The following is an 18687-nucleotide window of genomic DNA, read 5'->3' as shown; positions in this document are numbered from 1 at the left end:
ATGTGGAAATACATCTAGATCTTTCTCACATAATTGATGGTGTATACATTAATAAGTAATAAGCAGTATTTTATACATCATACATAAAGTACATTTCCACATTGTTTAAAAACGTGATGAGGTGGATTGTATGATGAAATTAAGTACGATGTTAAAAGTGGTCGTAACTGTTGATGAAGAATGGCGAAGTTCTTTTGCTGAAAATATTTTAACAAACTGGGAATACGATGAAGGTACTCTTTATTACATGCGTGCTAGCTCAAATTTTGTATTTATTTTTCAAAATAATGGTGAGCATTTTTTCCTTAGATTTGTAGAAAAAGAAGAAAAAAGTACAGAAGCTATTCAAGCTGAAATTCATATTTTGCAATATTTATCAAGTTGTTCATTGCAAGTGAATGTACCAGTTTTATCGAAAAATCAGTGCTTTATTTGTACCGATTAAAAAAATACAAAATAACAAATAACTTCATATCCGAAATATAAGTTTAAATAAGTTGTATAATTAAGTAAGTTAGAAGTATAGTTCTTATTCATATATTAATACATTAAAAAAACAGCTAATATCTTGATATGATATTAGCTGTTTTTTTGTAATGTAGCAAGGCATTAGCGGAAATAAACTTATTTTGTCTAGAAGATAAGTTTATTTTCAAATTTAAATACTATTCACTCTGTCTAACTTTAATAAGTTGTGACTTTAACCATAAATGAAATTAGTAAAAACAGAAAATTAATAATATATTGACCTCTTAGTAGTAAGTGCTATAGAATGAAAGCGATAACAAACGATTGCTTTAAAATGATTTCCCTGATCTTTTAGTATTTACAAATATAATAAGGTATAAACAAATCTATTTTTTTAATCTTTAATGCAAACGCTTTCGTATTAAAAGATCATTGAAATACGTATGTGAAAATAGCAAATATGGAGGTGAAGTAAAAGAGATTTCTAGATTAATTTAAGCAGTGTTATTTAGTATGAGTATAATAAATCGCTCGTAATATTTAAAGAAAGGGTGTATGTGGTGCGAATTACAAAAAGATTAATTAACAAATCGTTTTTATTACTTACCATTATCGTTATGTTATCATCTGTTTTCTCTTTTCAGAGTGTGAAGGCAGTTTCAAATTCGAAAACTACTGAAATTATCATTCATTACAAAGAGAAGTCTGGAAATACAAAAGACTGGAATCTTTGGATATGGGGAGAAAATGCAAATGGTAAATCTTATGAATTTACTGGTGAAGATGAATTTGGAAAGTACGCTAAGATAAAAATAGATGGTGACTATAATCGTGTAGGATTTATAATTCGCACGAATGAATGGGAAAAAGATGGTGGTGATCGCTGGATTGAAAATATAAAGGACGGTCGTGCTGAAGTATGGGTCCTTTCAGGCGATGAAAAAGTATATGATTCTAAGCCTTCTTCTGAACTCTCTATTCAAAAAGCTACTATTGACAGTTTCAATGAAATCACTGTAACTACTAATGTTCCGTTTAATATTAAGGAACAGAAAATTGAAATTGAGGGCGTTAAAATTAAGGGAATTAGTCCTTTTGATACAAATGGTGGGGATATTACTAATAAAGTTAAAATAATTACGGAACAGAAAATTGATTTAAAACAAACATACAAAGTTAAAATAGAAAACTTCGCTGATGCGAATACTGAAATCGGTAAAGTCATTCGTAGCGAGGAATTTGATAATTTATTTTATTATGGTGGTAATGATCTAGGGAATATATATACTCCACAACATACAAAGTTCCGTTTATGGGCTCCTACTGCGAGTGAAGCGAAGTTAGTTACATATAAAAAATGGAGCGATAAAATAGGTACTGAAATAAACATGCAACAAGGTGAAAAAGGAACTTGGATAGCAGAACTTAAAGGGAACCAAAAAGGTCTCTTTTATACGTATAAGGTGAAAATTGGTGATAAGTGGACTGAAGCGGTTGATCCGTATGTGCGTGCTGCTTCTGTAAATGGAGATAAAGGTGTAGTCGTTGATTTAAAAGAAACAAATCCGAAAAACTGGAAAGCGAATAAAAAGCCAAAATTTAAAAATCCGGAAGATGCTATTATTTATGAATTGCATGTACGCGATCTTTCCATCCAACCTGAAAGTGGTATTAAGCATAAAGGAAAATATTTAGGTGTAACAGAAAAAGGAACAAAAGGGCCTGAAGGTGTAAAAACAGGGCTTGATCATATTAAAGATCTTGGTGTTACTCACGTTCAGTTTTTACCTATATTTGATTATGCTTCAGTAAATGAAGAAACTTTAAACGAACCACAATATAACTGGGGGTATGACCCGAAAAATTTCAACGTCCCAGAGGGCTCCTATTCTACAAATCCTTATGAGCCGACTGTTCGAATAACGGAATTAAAGCAAATGATTCAAACACTGCATGATAATAATCTTCGTGTTGTGATGGACGTAGTATATAACCATATGTATAATGCCGCTGAATCTAATTTTCATAAGTTAGTTCCAGGTTATTATTATCGTTACAATGAAGATGGAACATTTGCAAATGGAACTGGAGTAGGAAATGATACCGGTTCAGAACGAAAAATGATGAGGAAATTTATGGTGGATTCTGTCACATACTGGGCAAAAGAATACAATTTAGATGGGTTCCGTTTTGATTTAATGGGTATTCATGATTTTGAAACGATGAATGAGATACGTAAAAGTGTTAATCAAATTGATCCTTCTATTATTCTGCATGGAGAAGGCTGGGATTTAAATACACCTCTTGCCGCTGAGTTGAAAGCAAATCAAAAAAATGCAGAGAAAATGAAAGGGATTGCTCATTTTAACGATAATATACGTGATGGATTGAAAGGCAGTGTATTTGAGGATACAGATAATGGTTTTGTAAATGGAAAGCAAAATATGGAAGATCGTATTAAAAAAGGCATTACAGCAGGTATTGACTATGATACAAATTCGTCTACCTATCAAGATCCAGAGCAGGTGCTAACTTATGTGGAAGCACATGACAATCATACATTATGGGATAAACTTGAGTTGACTAATTCAGGTGAAAGCGAAGAAGTGCGAAAACAAATGCATAAATTGTCTTCTTCTATTTTATTAACATCGCAAGGTATTCCATTTTTACATGCAGGACAAGAGTTTATGCGCACAAAGTATGGTGATCATAACAGTTACAAATCTACTGATTCAATTAACCAAATGGATTGGTTGCGCCGTGCAGCGTATAATAATGAAGTAGAGTATATGAAGGGCTTAATAGATTTACGCAAAAAATACCCAGCTTTTCGAATGACATCTGCAGAGCAAATTAAAAAGGATATATCTTTTATTGATGCTCCAAAAAATGTTGTAGCTTATACAATAGATGGAAAGGGTAATGGGAATAAAACTGAATACTTTATGGTGGCTCACAATGCAAATAGAGAAGCGGTTGACATAACGCTCCCATCGAAAGGTCAATGGAAAGTACTAGTAGACGGTAAGCAGGCGGGAAGTAAAACACTTTATGTTGTCCATGACAATAAAATTAAAGTTCCTGCATTAAGTTCATTTGTTTTAAAATCAGAAAAGCCGATTAAATAAAAGCAAATAATGTGAAAGTGTATACTGAATTGAGCAAATTAAATAAGGATTATAAATGCAAAAAGCGAAGTGACGGTTGTTTTCACTTCGCTTTTAAAGTTAAATTAGTATAATTTCACATACTGTAATTATATTACAATTTAATAAGAAAAATAAACAAGAGATTGTTGCTATTGTAACAGTAGGGGGAGATATTTTTGTATTTATTTATAAAATTATCTAAAATACATTTTTCTTTTTCTAGACTCATGAAGAGGTATGAAAATCAGAATTTACAATTCAAAAGCCAGCTTAAAGTAATTGCAATAATCACTTTAGATATTAATCTTAAAAAAATAAACAAAAAGAGAAGAACTCACCAATGTTCTTCTCTTTTTTATGTGTAATTAGGGTTTCCATAACTGTAGATATGGATGGTGTAAATTAATGGATGAATAATTTACTCTTAAAATTATAACAGAACAAATAAAGATTTTTATATGTAATATTGCATATAAAGGGTAAACAACAATAATTTCTTTTGATAAAAAGGAGCCACTGGTGAAAATGATGAGTAGCGCTTTTCCATATGGAGAGTTTGTTTCTTAGTTATTTCCTATATTTTATTTCATTTTCCAATCGTGTAAGGTTAAGGGAGATACCAGTAGAAAGGAAGATTTAAAAATGAGCTTGGTATAAAATGAAACATTGCAAGTATAAGATTCTGTACTTAGTAATCTCCCGTCTTACTGCATGTCATTGGGTAAGTGTGGGGGGTTCAATCGATTCCGAATAAAATCGATAGTATCAATTGCAATTTTTTTACGTTTAAGAACAATCCCGGCATGTCCACATGTATAAATATATCGTGTAGGTCTTTCCCAGGATTCCCACAAGTAGTCCGTATCCTCAGAGTGCACATATAGATCGTGCTTGCCTGAAATTAATAAAATATTTTCTTTTTTTACTTTTGGTAATGCTTGACTCGGTTCAGTGATTTTCCAATAATCTATTAAATCATCATACGTTATACCATGATGTTCCAAGTCTTCTCTAATAAATTTACCTGGATTTGTCTTCCAAATTGAATAAGATAGTCGATTCGCGTAGAAAATGGATGCTAAAACATTAATCTCTGGTTCAACAAGAGCTGTTAGGTTAGTAATAACCCCACCTAAACTGATTCCTATTAGAATCAGGGGACCATTTTTATTTGCTTTAACCCATTTGATCAAAGTTCGTAAATCAGCTACCGCTTGTCTAGTTGCTTCTACAGTTCGTTCAATATTGGCACTTACCATGTACTCTCCACTGAAAAGGGATTGTTTGGGTTTTCTTTCAAAGTGATATGGTAGAGTGAAATAATACATATTCCACCTCAAGTTGGTCATATGGTCGTGAAATATTTTTTTTACACGTTCGTTAGAATCCATTCTCCAACCATGAACAAAGATGACATGAGGTGCATCTTCATTTTTATGTAAGAATATTTCTCCAGTTACAGAGTCGTTGCGTGAATCACCAGATTGAACCGAGCTTTTATACTTGAATTGTCCAACCATGTATTCCTTTTCCTGTTTTGAATGCTTAATGTTAAAATGAATATCAGATGGTTTTACTTTATAAAATAAATCTATGTCCTTTATATCTAGTGAAGTGTTAGAAAGAGAAGCATACTGAAACTCTACACTTCTTTTTTTGTGCAAATCATACAAGGCGTATCGATCAATGAGTTTTGAAAAAATCAAATTAACCTCCTCCAAAATACATATTGTTTAAAACATGGGCAAAATTTTTGTTTTATTTATGCTGTAAATTAATTATAAAATATTAAAAGGATTATACATCATGAATAATCTAAATGTATTTCTAGAAGAATATCAATTTATCAAATGTTCTCTTTTCCTAATATTAGGTGCTTGAATTATAAAAATAGGTGATAAATTTGTATATTATATTATAAAACTAGCAATAAAATAAAACCATAAATAATTTATACTAAAATCTAAAAAGAAAGTTAATATTCTCATTATTATAAGAGAATATTAACTTTCTTTTTTTCGTATTAAAAGGTACACCTTTTGAAGTGACGTGCTTTCTATGAAATACATTAATAAATACCCATATAACTATCCAAATAGGATGCTTTTTCTTTATTGTGTAAAAACTGCACAATAAAGAAAAATTCGTATGTTATATACATTAAATAAAGCTTAACTCTTTTTTCTATAAGTGCCTTAAATGGAGTGATTCCTTACCAATATTCAAAAACGATTACGTCTTTTGAATATGTGTTCCGGTTTTTTTTGACCAGGTCAATGAACAACTACACATAAACTCCTTATATCTCTAGATAAACTACCGATTAGCTCCATATAGACTCTAGATAACCTATATAGAATATAAGTTATCAAGGAGGTAAGAAAAAATGAACTTTATGAAACGAGCAATTCTCAGTATGAAAAAAAGAGTAGGAACATCATTAATTTTGATGGCAGTCTTCCTAATTGTTACAAATTTAGTGTTGGCAGGATTTGCAATCCAAAATGCATCCAAAAAAGCTGCGGATGCAGCAAGAAAAAAACTAGGTGCAGATGTTACTTTAAGTCTTGATTTTGACAAATTAGGTCAACAAGCGCGGGAAACTGGAGAGATGCCTAATCCGCCGAAGCTCAACACGAAAGAAGCAGATCAATTAGCGAAGTCAAAATATGTAAAAGACTATAATTACATAAGCAATACTTTCGGAATTTCGGATGGACTTAAACTAGTAGGAGCTTCAGAAGGAGAAGAAGAAGGAAAGGGTAAAACGGGAATGGCGGCTGTACGAGGCGGTTCAAGCTCCGGTACAGAAATAGATATGAATGCTTCCTTTATGATTGAGGGAGTTCGCAAGACTGCATTACAAGAAAGCTTTAAGAACGGAAAAAGTAAAATCATTGATGGGAAACCAATTACAGAACAGATGAAAGATCAGAATGTAGCTTTAATGGAAAAACGATTAGCGGAATTAAACAATTTGAAAGTAGGAGACAAAGTTAAAATGCAATCAGGGGATAAGAAGGAAACCCTTGAAGTTGAAATTATCGGCATTTACGAAACGAATGAGCAAGCAATGGGTCAACAGGCCCCTCCTATAATGGATCCAGCTAATAAACTATATATGCCGCATTCAACTATAAAAAAATTAGAAGTAGACCAAGGTATAAGTAGCGTTCAAGTCGTGTATTTCTTGAAAGACCCACAAAACATTGAAGCATTTAAAAAAGAAGCAAAAAAATCTAATATTAATTTTAATTATTATAAATTAGATGCACATGATTCATTGTACAAACAAATGATTGGGCCTATCGAAAATATCTCATCTACTTCTCAAATGATTATTTATATTGTATCAATTGCAGGTGCGATTATATTAGGGTTAATCATTATGTTATCGATTAAAGGGCGTCGTAAAGAAATGGGGATTCTATTGTCCATTGGAGAAAAAAAGTGGAAGCTGATGGCGCAGTTTGTAGTAGAAGTAGTATGTATCGCTATTTTAGCATTTGGATTATCCATAACAACAGGAGCTAAAGTTTCTCAATATATAGGGGATAATTTACTTTCAAGTGAAGTTGCTACAGCAAGCGAAGAAACAAACACCCCGCAAAATGGGACTGTAATGATGTCTGGACCTGGTGGAACTGTACAAAATCAAAAAGAGGATCCGATTGATAAAATTGATGTAAGTGTAACAGGAGAAGATGTAGGCAAAATGGGAGGGATAGGACTAGCTATTGCTATATTAGCAACGCTTCTTCCAGCATTATCTATTCTACGTTTAAACCCAAAACAAATTCTTTTAAAAGATGAATAAGGAGGCTCGATATGGAAACGATTTTACAATTTAAAAATTTGGACTATTACTATGAAAGTAATGGCAAAAATGTAGCGATATTAGATAATGTTAATTTTTCTTTTCAAAAAGGGCATTTCTACACGATTTTAGGACCATCTGGATCTGGTAAAACCACAACTCTGAGCTTAGGTTGTGGACTGGATGTCCCTAAAAATGGTTACGTACTGTATAACGGAAAAGATATTCGGAAAATTGGTTTGGATCGATACCGTAATCAAAATGTATCTGTAATTTTCCAGTCTTATAATTTGATTACCTATATGACTGCTCTTCAAAATGTCCTAACAGCAATGGAAATTACAGGTGTTAAAGTGCAAAATAAAACTGCAAGGGCATTAGAATTATTAGAGAAGGTAGGACTCACAGAAGTAGAAGCGAAACGTAACGTTCTGCAACTAAGTGGCGGGCAACAACAGCGTGTAGCAATTGCTCGAGCGTTATCTTGTAATGTTGATTTACTGATTGCGGATGAGCCGACAGGAAACCTTGACGAAGAAACGGCAATGGATATAATAGAACTGTTTCAAGAACTTGCACATAAAGAAAATAAATGCATTATTGTTGTGACGCACTCACAGGAAGTTGCTAAAAAATCAGATCGTGCAGTTTATTTAAGTAAGAAGAAGTTGGTAGTAAACGAAATCTAATATAAATACTCTAATTTTTTATTCACATAATTTTCGAAAGTCGGTTTCTTCAAATATTTATATTTGATATACAATAAAACCAAGCCATAATCAAAATGGTCTCCCTGTATTGAATGTTAAGATAGTTTGTTGTTCCCTTTTTAACAATATTTGAAAAAGAACTTGTAGGATATTCTACAGGTTCTTTTTGTTATAATCGGTTAACTATATCATTGAGGAATTACATATAAAAAAAGGGACATTACCTAGATGTATAATCTAAATACTGTCCCGTTTAACTGTTTATCTGTATAGTTATTGAAGAATTAAACCTACAATCATAATTAAACTAAATACTATCATCCAACCAAACGCACAATAGCCGAAAATTCTAATCCATTTTGGTAATTGATTCATGTTAACTTTATTTGTGGGAACTCCTTGCATAGAAAGCATCATTTTTTGATCTCTATCCCTATTATTTTGTTGTTCATACATAATATCATCACCCTTCTAGAACGATTGTGTTTATAGTATATCAGCCTGGAGATAACTAAGCACAGAATATTCGACAACTATAGTGAATTAACCTGTTTTCCAGTGCTGCATACTAAATTTCAAAAAACTAAAATTGGATTACTCAAAAGCTATATACTAAAGTATTTGCTCATTTAAAACATAGTAAACCTATTAACAAGAGATGCTTATTATTTGGTATTGAATAATTTAAATACATTCAATGATACTGCTCATTTAAAACATAGTAAACCTATTAACAAGAGATGCTTATTATTTGGTATTGAATAATTTAAATACATTCAATGATACTTCTTAGCGTTTAGATACGTAAATGTCTTTCAAACTATATGTACCGTAAAGTAGGAGCAGCTTACATTCATGACTATTATTATTTATTCGTTACTTTTAAAGCATCTAACACTATTTTCGTTGCATCTGTAATAAGTTTATCATCGTACTTCGCATCCTCTTTCGCATGATTAGAAAGTATCGCAAGAATAATTGGCTTCTTATTTGGTGGCCAAATGATTGCGATATCATTCCTTGTTCCATAAGATCCAGAGCCAGTCTTATCGGCTACTTCCCATTCTCCTGGAACTCCAGCACGAATTAAGTTGTCCCCCGTAGTATTTCTTTTCATCAAATCTATTAAAAGGTTCCGTTTCTCAATTGAAAGTATATCACCTAGCGCGTAAGCTTGAAGACTAGTAGCTAATGCCTTTGGGGTACTAGTATCACGAGTGTCTCCTGGCTGTACTTCGTTTAATTCTGGTTCAAAACGTTCAGGATTTGTAACAGTATCTCCTATTTCTCTCAGTGATTTTTTGAATTCACTTGGCCCACCTAATTGCTTAAGAATAAGGTTTTGTGCAGTATTATCGCTATATCGAATGGAAGCATCCACAAGCTCTTTCAAAGTCATACCTGTATCTATATATTTTTCAGTAATTGGATTGTAATTCACAAGATCTTTGCTAGTATACTTAATTTTTTGTTCTAAATCTTCTATTGATTTCTTTTGTAACAGTGCTCCAACAGCAAGGGCTTTGTGGGTAGATGCGTATGCAAACCGTTCATCTGAACGATAAGTAACAGTTTGATTCGTACTTGTGTCCAATGCATAAATACCAAGTTTAGCATCATATTCTTTTTCAAGTTTAACAAAAGATGGATTACTTATATGTTCTTGTTTGGTTTGTTTGGGGGATTCAGATTGAGTATTACTATTGGAACAGCCTATAATCGTTGCACATGAAAGTAATACTACAGGTAGCATCTTTTTATAATGTGAAATATGAAAAAACTTCTTTGAAACTATCATACATTTTCAACCTCTTTCAAGAATATATGGATTTTGTTTAGGTATTTTACATACCGATACAATTAACAAATGTACAGGATAGCACTCCTCTTGTATTTCTTACGTTACAAAATGAGAGAACTACCAAGAACACCTTTTTTATACGTAATAGACAATCTAGGTAACACATTTGTTCCATTTATGATTAAGGTTTTGAATATATCCATTAATTTTATTTATAAGAATCACAAAATCCACCTTTTTTGAACTCCACTTAATTTAATATGGATTTAGATTGAGTTTCCCTCGTAATGGGAATTTCAATTGGATAGCGCATATATAACAACCTCGTTTCGGATAGAATAAGTAATAACAACTACTGATTTCATTTTAAGTGAGGTGTTATACGATACATACGACAAAACAAAAAAGACTTGTGGTGCAAAGTATAACTACATTTAGTCTACTAATAACGACTATCTTCACACCCATGCTTATTTACATTGTTTATGGATTACAGATTTCGAAAGGCTTTGAGGGATACTGGCCATCAATCTTGTTTTATACAACCTATATGACGGGTGTGTTTATCTGGATACCTATTGTGAATAAAGCTGGGATTCAACGCTCCTTATATTGGGCTGTTTCTATTCTGATAGTATCATTACTTAGTGTTACTTTCTTTGGATGGAGTTCAAAATGGCTAGAAATAAGTGCGTTAGTTTCTGGTTTTGCAGTTAGTACAATTTCTACCATGACGAGTACTTTATTGTTTCTACATGTTGAAGGTGGGGGAAAGATTTATAATAAAAATCAACAAGCGATTATTATTGGCATCGTTTTTCTTTTACTAATCATCGTATTGTTAGCGATTAGTTTTCTATCGCCGCCGCTGATAACATGCATATATGGGATTTGTTTAATCAGTATCCTTTTTGCTATAAAAATGATGCCGAGAACAGAGTTAGCCAAAGGGTTTTTACCTATCTCCATCGTATCGGTAGTAGGAAAGTTTCTTTTTGTCTCAATGCTTATTCTTATGATACGAACAAGTCGTAACATAAATAATGAACAATATATTTTCTATTTTTTTCTACTCTCTATAGCGCTTATTTGTTTCATGTTTTTGAGTTTGTTGAAAGGAAAGTTCTTTCATAAACTTTCATCTTCTTTACCAATTCGATTAAAGGCAGAATCATTTTTACTTGGATTAGGAAATGGATATTTATTTTTGATGGGTATTTTTTATAGTTTTACTTTCTATAACATGTTAACCTGTATTTTCATTGTAGTTGGTCCATACCTATTAGGGGTTTTGATGTCCATATTTTTAGATATCAAAGCTGCTAAGAAACTTAATCCAATCCATTTATTTTTAGTAAGTACCTTAATCATGATATTCGGGTTTTATTCTCCAATATTTATAGTCCTTAGCGTTACATTTGGGAGCTATGCCATTAATAGTATTTCTTCTCAAAATAATATGAAAGTATATATGGTGAATGCTGCTACACATAGAGAGCTTTCTTTACTCATTTACACAACATGGAGAAATATGGGGAATATATTTTTACAATTTTTTATATTGATTGTGATTGTGGGAGTAGGGGTGTTTTATGATGTCGAATGGTCGCAACTTTTCCAAACAATTGTTGGGAAGAGTCAAATGCAGATTGAAGGTTTATCCGTAAAACGATTGATGTTTATGTTAGCAATTTGCTGTTGGCTTGGCATGGTGGGCTTAGGTATGTGGATTGGTAAAAAAGCTAATCCCAATATTGCTTAAAAAGTATCTAGAAAAATACCGGTACTAAAAAATGAAGTACCATCTGATTGTAGCTTTTAGTTTGTCCACAATCTAAGTAACATAAGGTGGATGGTAAAAATAAAGGGCGTAAAAAAACGAGATGTAATCACATCTCGTTTTTTTATGGTCAGATCAATTTAAAAAACTAAAGGGGTACCATTCGTAGTATGGTCACGAGTATGCCAGTACCCATATTTTTAAGTGTATTACCAAAATTAATAAAGCTTAGGGCTAGTTATTTTCTCGAAAAGATAAATACGAATCTGCTAATAAACTCGTCCTACTAAGTGAGGAGTTTGTTTGTTTTTTGTTTAGATAATGGAATGTTCATACAAAATTGCACACTATGTTGCATATTTTTTATAGAATACTTTATACCTAGCGTTTCAAGAATTTGTTTAACAATATATAGCCCCAAACCACTTCCTCCAGTATTTCGATTCCTTGATTTTTCAATTCGATAAAATGGTTTGAAAATTTGTTGTATATCTTCTTCTTTAATATTGACACCTGTATTCATAATTTTCATTTTAATTTGACCTTGTTTAGAATCCTCACTTAACTTTATATAGACTTTTTCATTATGTGGTGAATACATAACCGCATTATGGATAATATTTTTACATGCTTTTTCAAAAAGAACACGATCTGTATAAACAGAAAGGTCAGAATCAATTTCTTTTATTATTTGGATGCTTTTTTGAGAAGCGAAAAATTCGAGATCTTTTGTGATTGTACCTATTAACCTTGAAAGATTAACTTCTTCTATTTTTAGTTTAAAGGTATGTTGTTCTAACTTCGACATGCTTAAAATTTCACGAACTAATTGTTCCATACTTTCAATAATTTGATGATTTTTCTTTAAATATTGATCACGATTTTGATAAGGGCCAATATTGTATATCATCCCTTCTAAGTATCCTTTCATTACAGTAAGAGGGGACTTTAATTCATGTGCTACAATCGCAAAAAACTCTCTGCGTTTTGTTTCTATTTCTCTTTCTTTTTCAATATCATTTTTTAATTGTTGATTTGCTTTTTTTAAATCAAACATAGCTTGTTGTAAGTTAATAGACATGTCATTCAAACTATTAGATAATTCTCCTAACTCATCTGTAGAGCGAACCTCAATTTTTTCGGAGAAATCTAAATTTGCCATCTTTTGTGCACCTTCATTAATATAAATAAGTGGCTTTGTAATAAACCTGGAATAGAAATAAGCACTCCCTACACCAATTACGAGTACAATGATACTAATATAGGGAAGAAAGCGTACTAAAACCTGTGAAGCTTCATCAATCGGTTGAAATGTTGCGAACACTACAAGCGTTAAACTACCATCTTGGAATTGAATTGGTTTCGTAACGTTATATGAATTGCTAAGGGTACCTGCATTCTCAAACCGTGTCGCTCTAGTAACTACTGTTGTTTGCGAACCACTTTGAGTAAAAGAAAATGAAGGAGAGTATTTAACTATTCCCTCATTATTTTGAAGATAAAGCATCGCATTATTTTTTTTTGCATATTCATCAAAAAGTGGTATCGCATCTTGAAACGTAAGATCTTTAGACTTATCAATGATTTCTTTTATCCCTGTTTGAAGTTGATCTGTTTTGTATTGCTCATAAAACGTAGGGAGAAAGAAGTATAAAGTTAAATAAATCAATACTGCAAAGGATAACAAAATGAGAGATGTAGTCATAAAGAGTTTATAAGTAATTTGCTTCATCTTCATGATTTTTACAATTCTATTCATCAATTTTATAACCAATACCCTTTATTGTTTTAATGTAAGGGATAGCTAATTTTTTGCGTAGGTTTTTAATATGTGTATCAATTATTCGTGTTTCTCCAAAATAATCGTATCCCCAAACTTTTTCTACGATATTTTCTCTTGTAAGTACTTTTCTCTCATTTAGAAATAGTAGTTGTAGAATTTCAAACTCTTTTGTCGTTAATAAAATTTCAACGTCATTTACATATACTTTATATGCATCAACATCGACACGCACTTCCTTAAACACCAAATGATTATTTACATTGTTATCATAACTTCTTCTCAGTACAGCTTCGACTCGTCTAATCAAAACATGAAACGAAAAGGGTTTTGTTATATAATCATCGATTCCAAGATCAAACCCTTTCATTTGATCTTCTTCTTCCTCTAATGCAGTTAGCATAATAATTGGTATATTTGACTGGCTTCGAATCATCTTGGAAACTTCAAATCCATTAAGATTGGGCATCATTACATCTAGAAGAATTAAATCAAAGGATTGCTTATTAAATTGTGTCATACCCTCTAATCCATCTGATGCAACTACAACTGTATACTGTTGTGTCATTAAAAATTGTTTAATTAATTCTTGAATTTCTTGATCGTCTTCTACCACGAGAATATGATAGTTCCTCATAATATCACCTCTGGTAGTCATTATAGCCTTACTATGTGGAGTTTATGTGGAGCTTCATAAGTCGTTTATCGTGTTAGCTCCACGTTCAAGATTGCGTGTTATCAACTAATAAGTATTAATAGCCACATTACTTCTATATGGATAAATAATTGTATGCTTGAAAAATACTCATCGTATAAAAAAATGAACGATTAATATTTAGGGGAAACCACTGTATAATAATGTAAAATGCATGTTACTTCTTAAAGTGTATGAAAATATATTTTTGCTTCTTTACCAGAAGGGGAAAGGAAATAAATTTCAAAAGAAAAGAAGTTACCGAAATACTAGAGCGCGTGGCACAAACTTTGAAGTCTTTTATCAAGTCTCTGTTTAATCGTTAATTACCTAAATAACAATTCTCCGGGTAAACCAAAAGTTTAAAGGTACAAACTAGGAATTATTTATAGAATGCAAGAAAGGTTGTGAAATGATTTGAGGGGCTATAAAGCTATGCTATTTGATTTAGATGATACGTTACTTGATAGGGATATGGCAGTAGAAAAATTGTTTTCTATTATTTTAGAGAAGTTTTATGGGGATATTAAACAACATGCAGTAAAAAACGCTATGTTACAGAAATTCAAAGAATATGATAAAAAAAGCTATGGCCACAATGACAAAGTAAAAGTTCTGGAATTATTTTTTGATGAATTTCCACCAAAATATAGATTACCACGCAATTACGTTCAAGATTTTTGGAATAATAATTTCCCTTATTGTTTTTCTATAAACCAAAATACTATTAATATTATAAATACTATAAAGTTGCATGTTAAAATTGGAATTATAACAAACGGCTCAACTCAGAGGCAAAAAGCTAAAATAATTAGCACGGATTTAAATAGTTATTTTGATACAATCATTATTTCTGAAGAATCGGGATTTAGTAAACCTGATAAACACATTTTTGAATTAGCATTAAATAAGCTAAATGTGCAACCAGAAGATGTACTATTTGTTGGAGATGACTTAGAAAAGGATATTGCTGGTTGTCAAAATGCAAATATAAAGGGCATATGGTTTAACCCTCATATGATCGAGAATACTACCGAAATAAAACCATATGCCGAGATTACTTCTTTTGATAGTTTGTTAAGTTATTGTGGAGAGATACATTTTCAAAAACAGTGATAGATTACCCTTAATTTCATTGACCGTATGAAAAATTTAAAAATAATATTTATTTACAACGGCATAAGGAAAATATTGAGCCAGGGCAAATCATTTATGTGTGTTAATGAAGAACTGCAAAGTATGTTTTCTACATGATGTGAAAATTATAGAGGAGTGAAACTATGGAAATAAAGAAAATAGTAACCAGCGGAATAAATATTGCTGTCGTAAGAAACGATACAGTAGTAATATCTGACGTTCAATCTGCATTGGATCTTATGGCAACAGTTCAATATGAGGTAGATGCGAAACGTATTATTATCCATAAATCATTAATAAGTGAAGATTTCTTTAACCTAAAAACACGTCTTGCGGGTGAAATTCTTCAAAAGTTTATAAATTACAAGGTAAAGATTGCTATCGTTGGGGATTTTTCTATGTACGCTAGTGAAAGCTTAAAGGACTTCATTTATGAGTGTAATAAAGGTAAAGATATTTTTTACTTAGCAACTGAGCAACAAGCAATTGAAAAATTAAGTACAGTAAAGTAATTTGGTCGATTTGTTTTTGTTCCATAGGATTTTTTTGAAAAAATACAATCATACTTCTCTTTTTCTAATGCTGCTATTTGTATTTTTAAAACTTGATTCAAAGTTGATACTCTTGCATAATCATATTCCACTAAAATACCCCTCTTTTTCACGTCGCTAATGACCATATGTTATTTATCCAATATATAAGAACTAACGTTTGTGATAAACTTAGTGATGGATAAAGGGGGCGTTTACTTGAACAATTTTAATGATATAATCCAAAATTTAAATAATATAGTATATAAACCAAATAACTTAATGATAACTAATTTAAAAGAAGAAAAACAAAACTCAGAGTATGCAGGGGCGTTATTTCACTTAAATAACAAAACGATACGTTTTAGAGTATCAAAAATTACTCCTAATAAAATTGGTCAATTTGTTTCTTTTTGGGAGAAAAATGAAAACATGCAAAATCAAGCATTTTCTTATGACTCTGTTCCTGACTTATTAGTTATCACTTGTATAGACGATAATAAACTAGGACAATTTATTTTCCCAAAAGATATTCTTCTTAAAGAGAAAATATTGAAAACTCAAAGTCAAAAAGGAAAGATGGCTATGAGAATTTATCCGATTTGGGATATCCCTGTTAGCAATCAAGCTAAAAAGAGCCAAATGTGGCAACTTCAATATTTTGTTGATTTAAGTGATACTAATAATTTATCCATAGACAAACTATTACATTTATATTCGTAGCTTCTTGTTTTAGTTTTGTATGTGGCTCCAAAAGAAGTAATCGTTGCTGTATCCCAGAGTAAAGAAGAGGCATTTGTAAGGATGCCTCTTCTTTTAATTCTCATATTAAGTTATCTTGTGAATTAGAATTTTTTGTACCGGTACAGTTAAACGAAATGTACATTGTTACAGTACCCCATCAAATTTACAATCAGCATATACTATTTTAACTTATAACTATTAAGGGGTGCTGGATATGAAAAGTTTACAAGATCAACTCTTTACAAGATTAAACCTTGAAAAACGTACTGAAATAAAATTTGAAGAATTAAGTACAATACTCTTTGCATTTGCACACACTATACCGTTTGAGAATTTAGATGTAATAGCAGGTAATACGAATAAAATCTCTATGGAAAACTTACAAGAGAAAATTTTAACTAGTTCCCGCGGTGGACTTTGTTATGAATTAAATACTCTTTTTTATTATTTTTTAAAGGATAGTGGTTATGATGTACAACTCGCACTAGGTACCGTATATAAAAATGATATAAACGCTTGGGCACTTGAGGACGGACATATAACAATTATTTTAAATAATGATAACGTACGGTATTTAATTGATGTAGGTATAGCTTCGTTAGTACCTCTCGTTCCTGTACCTTTTACTGGTGAGTCTGTTTCTTCAAAAAATGGTTCGTACCGGGCGAGACGAAAAGATACGAGTAAAGGAAATTATGTTCTAGAAAGAATAGATGTTGATGGAGAATGGAAAGTTTGTCATGCTTTTTATATTCATATTATTGATGAGGCAGTAGTAAATGAGGTTCAAAGACGCGTAATAGAAGATGAGAAGTCTATTTTCAACAAGGGACCAATTGTAGTAAAGTTGACGAACGCTGGCCATGTCTCTTTAACGAATACTAGTTTGACTGAAATTATTTATGGAGAAAAAACGAAGCGTGAAGTTACAGACGAACAATATAGAGAACTTTTATATACTTTATTTGCTATTAAGTTATGAATATACAAATAGCCGGTTCTTATTCAGAATCGGCTATTTGTATAATTTTCGGTTTAAAAGGTTTTCTTCTAATATGTTTTGGAAACTGCGGTATAGTTAGTGTTTTTAACGTTTCTGCAGCCACTTCATACGTATGAAAAACGGGTTCTTTTCCATTGTCTCCTTGCAAAACTAGTCCTTCATCACGGATTACATACGGCATAAAACCACTCCTTCTAGTAAAAGAATTATGTCCTTTTGAAATAGAATGATACGATTTAAAGTTTGATTTTCTTAATAGATATAATACACTAGAACAGTATAAAAAAATATGTACAATGAATTTTGAATGTAAAGGAAGATTATTATGTCAGTTATCGATAAATTGAAACTTAATAAGTATACAAATATGGTCGTTATTAACGAACCAAGTGATTATAACATTTTTACAGGTAAAGAAACTGCATTTTCAAAAGAACACGATGCTATTTTTATTTTTGTTGAAACGCTTGATGACATGGTGAAACAAACGAATTTTATTATTAGTAATGAAGAATTACTAATTGAAAAAGGTTATGTGTTTTTCGCATATCCGAAAAAAGGCAATTCTCGTTACAGTACGTTTATTCATCGTGATGAGATGTTTCCAGCATTACAGGTTGGGGACGACGGGTATGTAGGAAAAAGCGATATTAAATTTGCGCGAATGGTAAGTATGGATGATGTCTTTACTGTTGTAGGTTTAAAACGTGAAAAGAAAAAAGCGACGAAAACGCCTGCTGCGAGTCAATGTGTAGCTGATTATGCAGATCGAATACAAGATGTGGAAGGCTTATTAACTAATCATCCGAATGAACTTAAGTTTTATCAAAGTTTAACACCTGGATACCAAAAAGATTGGGCACGTAATCTTTTTTCTGTAAAACAAGAAAAAACACGTGAAAAACGTCTTGAGAAAATGATTGAAATCCTTTCACAAGGCTATAAAACAATTGAATTATTCCGTAAGAAGAAAAAATAGCGATTAGGAAAGTCACAATGATGCAACAATTAATTGCGATGAGTACATTGAAAAAAGTATTCCTTCCATTATACTAAGGAATGTTCTTATAT

16 protein-coding genes are annotated in these 18687 nt (G+C 31.5%); 10 read left to right on the top strand and 6 right to left on the bottom strand.

Annotated elements, in window-relative coordinates:
• Positions 1-130: 130 nt before the first annotated feature.
• Positions 131-445: a hypothetical protein gene (locus MR109_RS15535; protein WP_242272830.1), complete on the top strand. Its 315-nt coding sequence runs from the start codon at positions 131-133 to the stop codon at positions 443-445.
• 583 nt (positions 446-1028) lie between these two features.
• Entirely contained in the window at positions 1029-3599 is a 2571-nt protein-coding gene (pulA, locus tag MR109_RS15530) for a type I pullulanase (protein ID WP_242272828.1), read from the top strand.
• A 725-nt stretch (positions 3600-4324) separates the two neighbouring features.
• Here the strand turns inward: pulA and MR109_RS15525 are convergent.
• On the bottom strand, positions 4325-5326 hold the full coding sequence (locus tag MR109_RS15525; protein WP_242272826.1) for an alpha/beta hydrolase: 1002 nt from the start codon (positions 5324-5326) through the stop codon (positions 4325-4327).
• Between the two features lie 680 nt (positions 5327-6006).
• On the opposite strand from MR109_RS15525, the gene MR109_RS15520 reads away from it, so the two are divergent.
• Positions 6007-7437 (top strand): ABC transporter permease, encoded by a 1431-nt coding sequence (locus MR109_RS15520; protein WP_242272824.1) that lies wholly within the window; start codon positions 6007-6009, stop codon positions 7435-7437.
• A gap of 11 nt (positions 7438-7448) precedes the next feature.
• Entirely contained in the window at positions 7449-8126 is a 678-nt protein-coding gene (locus tag MR109_RS15515; RefSeq protein WP_002172100.1) for an ABC transporter ATP-binding protein, read from the top strand.
• A 294-nt stretch (positions 8127-8420) separates the two neighbouring features.
• Here MR109_RS15515 and MR109_RS15510 read toward each other — a convergent pair whose 3' ends face one another.
• Together MR109_RS15510 and bla are read right to left on the bottom strand one after the other, a co-directional pair.
• Entirely contained in the window at positions 8421-8603 is a 183-nt protein-coding gene (locus tag MR109_RS15510; RefSeq protein ID WP_242272823.1) for a hypothetical protein, read from the bottom strand.
• 409 nt (positions 8604-9012) lie between these two features.
• On the bottom strand, positions 9013-9945 hold the full coding sequence (gene bla, locus MR109_RS15505) for a class A beta-lactamase (RefSeq protein ID WP_242272822.1): 933 nt from the start codon (positions 9943-9945) through the stop codon (positions 9013-9015).
• A gap of 469 nt (positions 9946-10414) precedes the next feature.
• On the opposite strand from bla, the gene MR109_RS15500 reads away from it, so the two are divergent.
• On the top strand, positions 10415-11710 hold the full coding sequence (locus MR109_RS15500; protein ID WP_242272881.1) for a hypothetical protein: 1296 nt from the start codon (positions 10415-10417) through the stop codon (positions 11708-11710).
• 304 nt (positions 11711-12014) lie between these two features.
• Here the strand turns inward: MR109_RS15500 and MR109_RS15495 are convergent, their stop codons facing one another.
• Positions 12015-13487: a sensor histidine kinase gene (locus tag MR109_RS15495; RefSeq protein WP_242272821.1), complete on the bottom strand. Its 1473-nt coding sequence runs from the start codon at positions 13485-13487 to the stop codon at positions 12015-12017.
• Positions 13480-14145: a response regulator transcription factor gene (locus MR109_RS15490; protein WP_242272820.1), complete on the bottom strand. Its 666-nt coding sequence runs from the start codon at positions 14143-14145 to the stop codon at positions 13480-13482. The genes MR109_RS15495 and MR109_RS15490 overlap by 8 nt, the downstream gene beginning before the upstream one ends.
• A 492-nt stretch (positions 14146-14637) precedes the next feature.
• Here MR109_RS15490 and MR109_RS15485 point away from each other — a divergent pair, with 492 nt between their 5' ends.
• The 4 genes from MR109_RS15485 to MR109_RS15470 all read left to right on the top strand — a co-directional run bounded on the left by MR109_RS15485 (position 14638) and on the right by MR109_RS15470 (position 17595).
• Complete coding sequence (locus MR109_RS15485; RefSeq protein WP_242272816.1) at positions 14638-15318, top strand: HAD-IA family hydrolase; 681 nt, start codon at positions 14638-14640, stop codon at positions 15316-15318.
• A gap of 164 nt (positions 15319-15482) precedes the next feature.
• The gene (locus MR109_RS15480; protein WP_071719488.1) at positions 15483-15851 is read left to right on the top strand and encodes a DUF4180 domain-containing protein; all 369 of its coding nucleotides are present in this window, start codon (positions 15483-15485) and stop codon (positions 15849-15851) included.
• 237 nt (positions 15852-16088) lie between these two features.
• Entirely contained in the window at positions 16089-16592 is a 504-nt protein-coding gene (locus MR109_RS15475; RefSeq protein ID WP_242272814.1) for a MepB family protein, read from the top strand.
• Between the two features lie 235 nt (positions 16593-16827).
• Positions 16828-17595 carry an arylamine N-acetyltransferase family protein gene (locus MR109_RS15470; protein ID WP_071719486.1) on the top strand — a complete coding sequence of 256 codons (768 nt, stop codon included), beginning with the start codon at positions 16828-16830 and terminating at the stop codon, positions 17593-17595.
• Between the two features lie 19 nt (positions 17596-17614).
• On the opposite strand, the gene MR109_RS15465 is transcribed toward MR109_RS15470, so the two are convergent.
• Positions 17615-17797, bottom strand: a complete 183-nt coding sequence (locus tag MR109_RS15465) for a hypothetical protein (RefSeq protein ID WP_242272812.1) — start codon at positions 17795-17797, stop codon at positions 17615-17617.
• A gap of 144 nt (positions 17798-17941) precedes the next feature.
• Between MR109_RS15465 and MR109_RS15460 the strand changes: the two genes are divergently transcribed.
• A complete protein-coding gene (locus MR109_RS15460) occupies positions 17942-18595 on the top strand; it encodes a YdeI/OmpD-associated family protein (RefSeq protein ID WP_098475967.1) in 654 nt (217 codons plus the stop codon).
• Positions 18596-18687 lie beyond the last annotated feature (92 nt).

The sequence above is a fragment of the Bacillus cereus group sp. BfR-BA-01310 genome (assembly GCF_022664325.1).
In the GTDB taxonomy this organism is placed as follows: Bacteria; Bacillota; Bacilli; order Bacillales; family Bacillaceae_G; genus Bacillus_A; species Bacillus_A paramycoides.
This window is presented reverse-complemented; position numbering and strand designations above follow the sequence as displayed.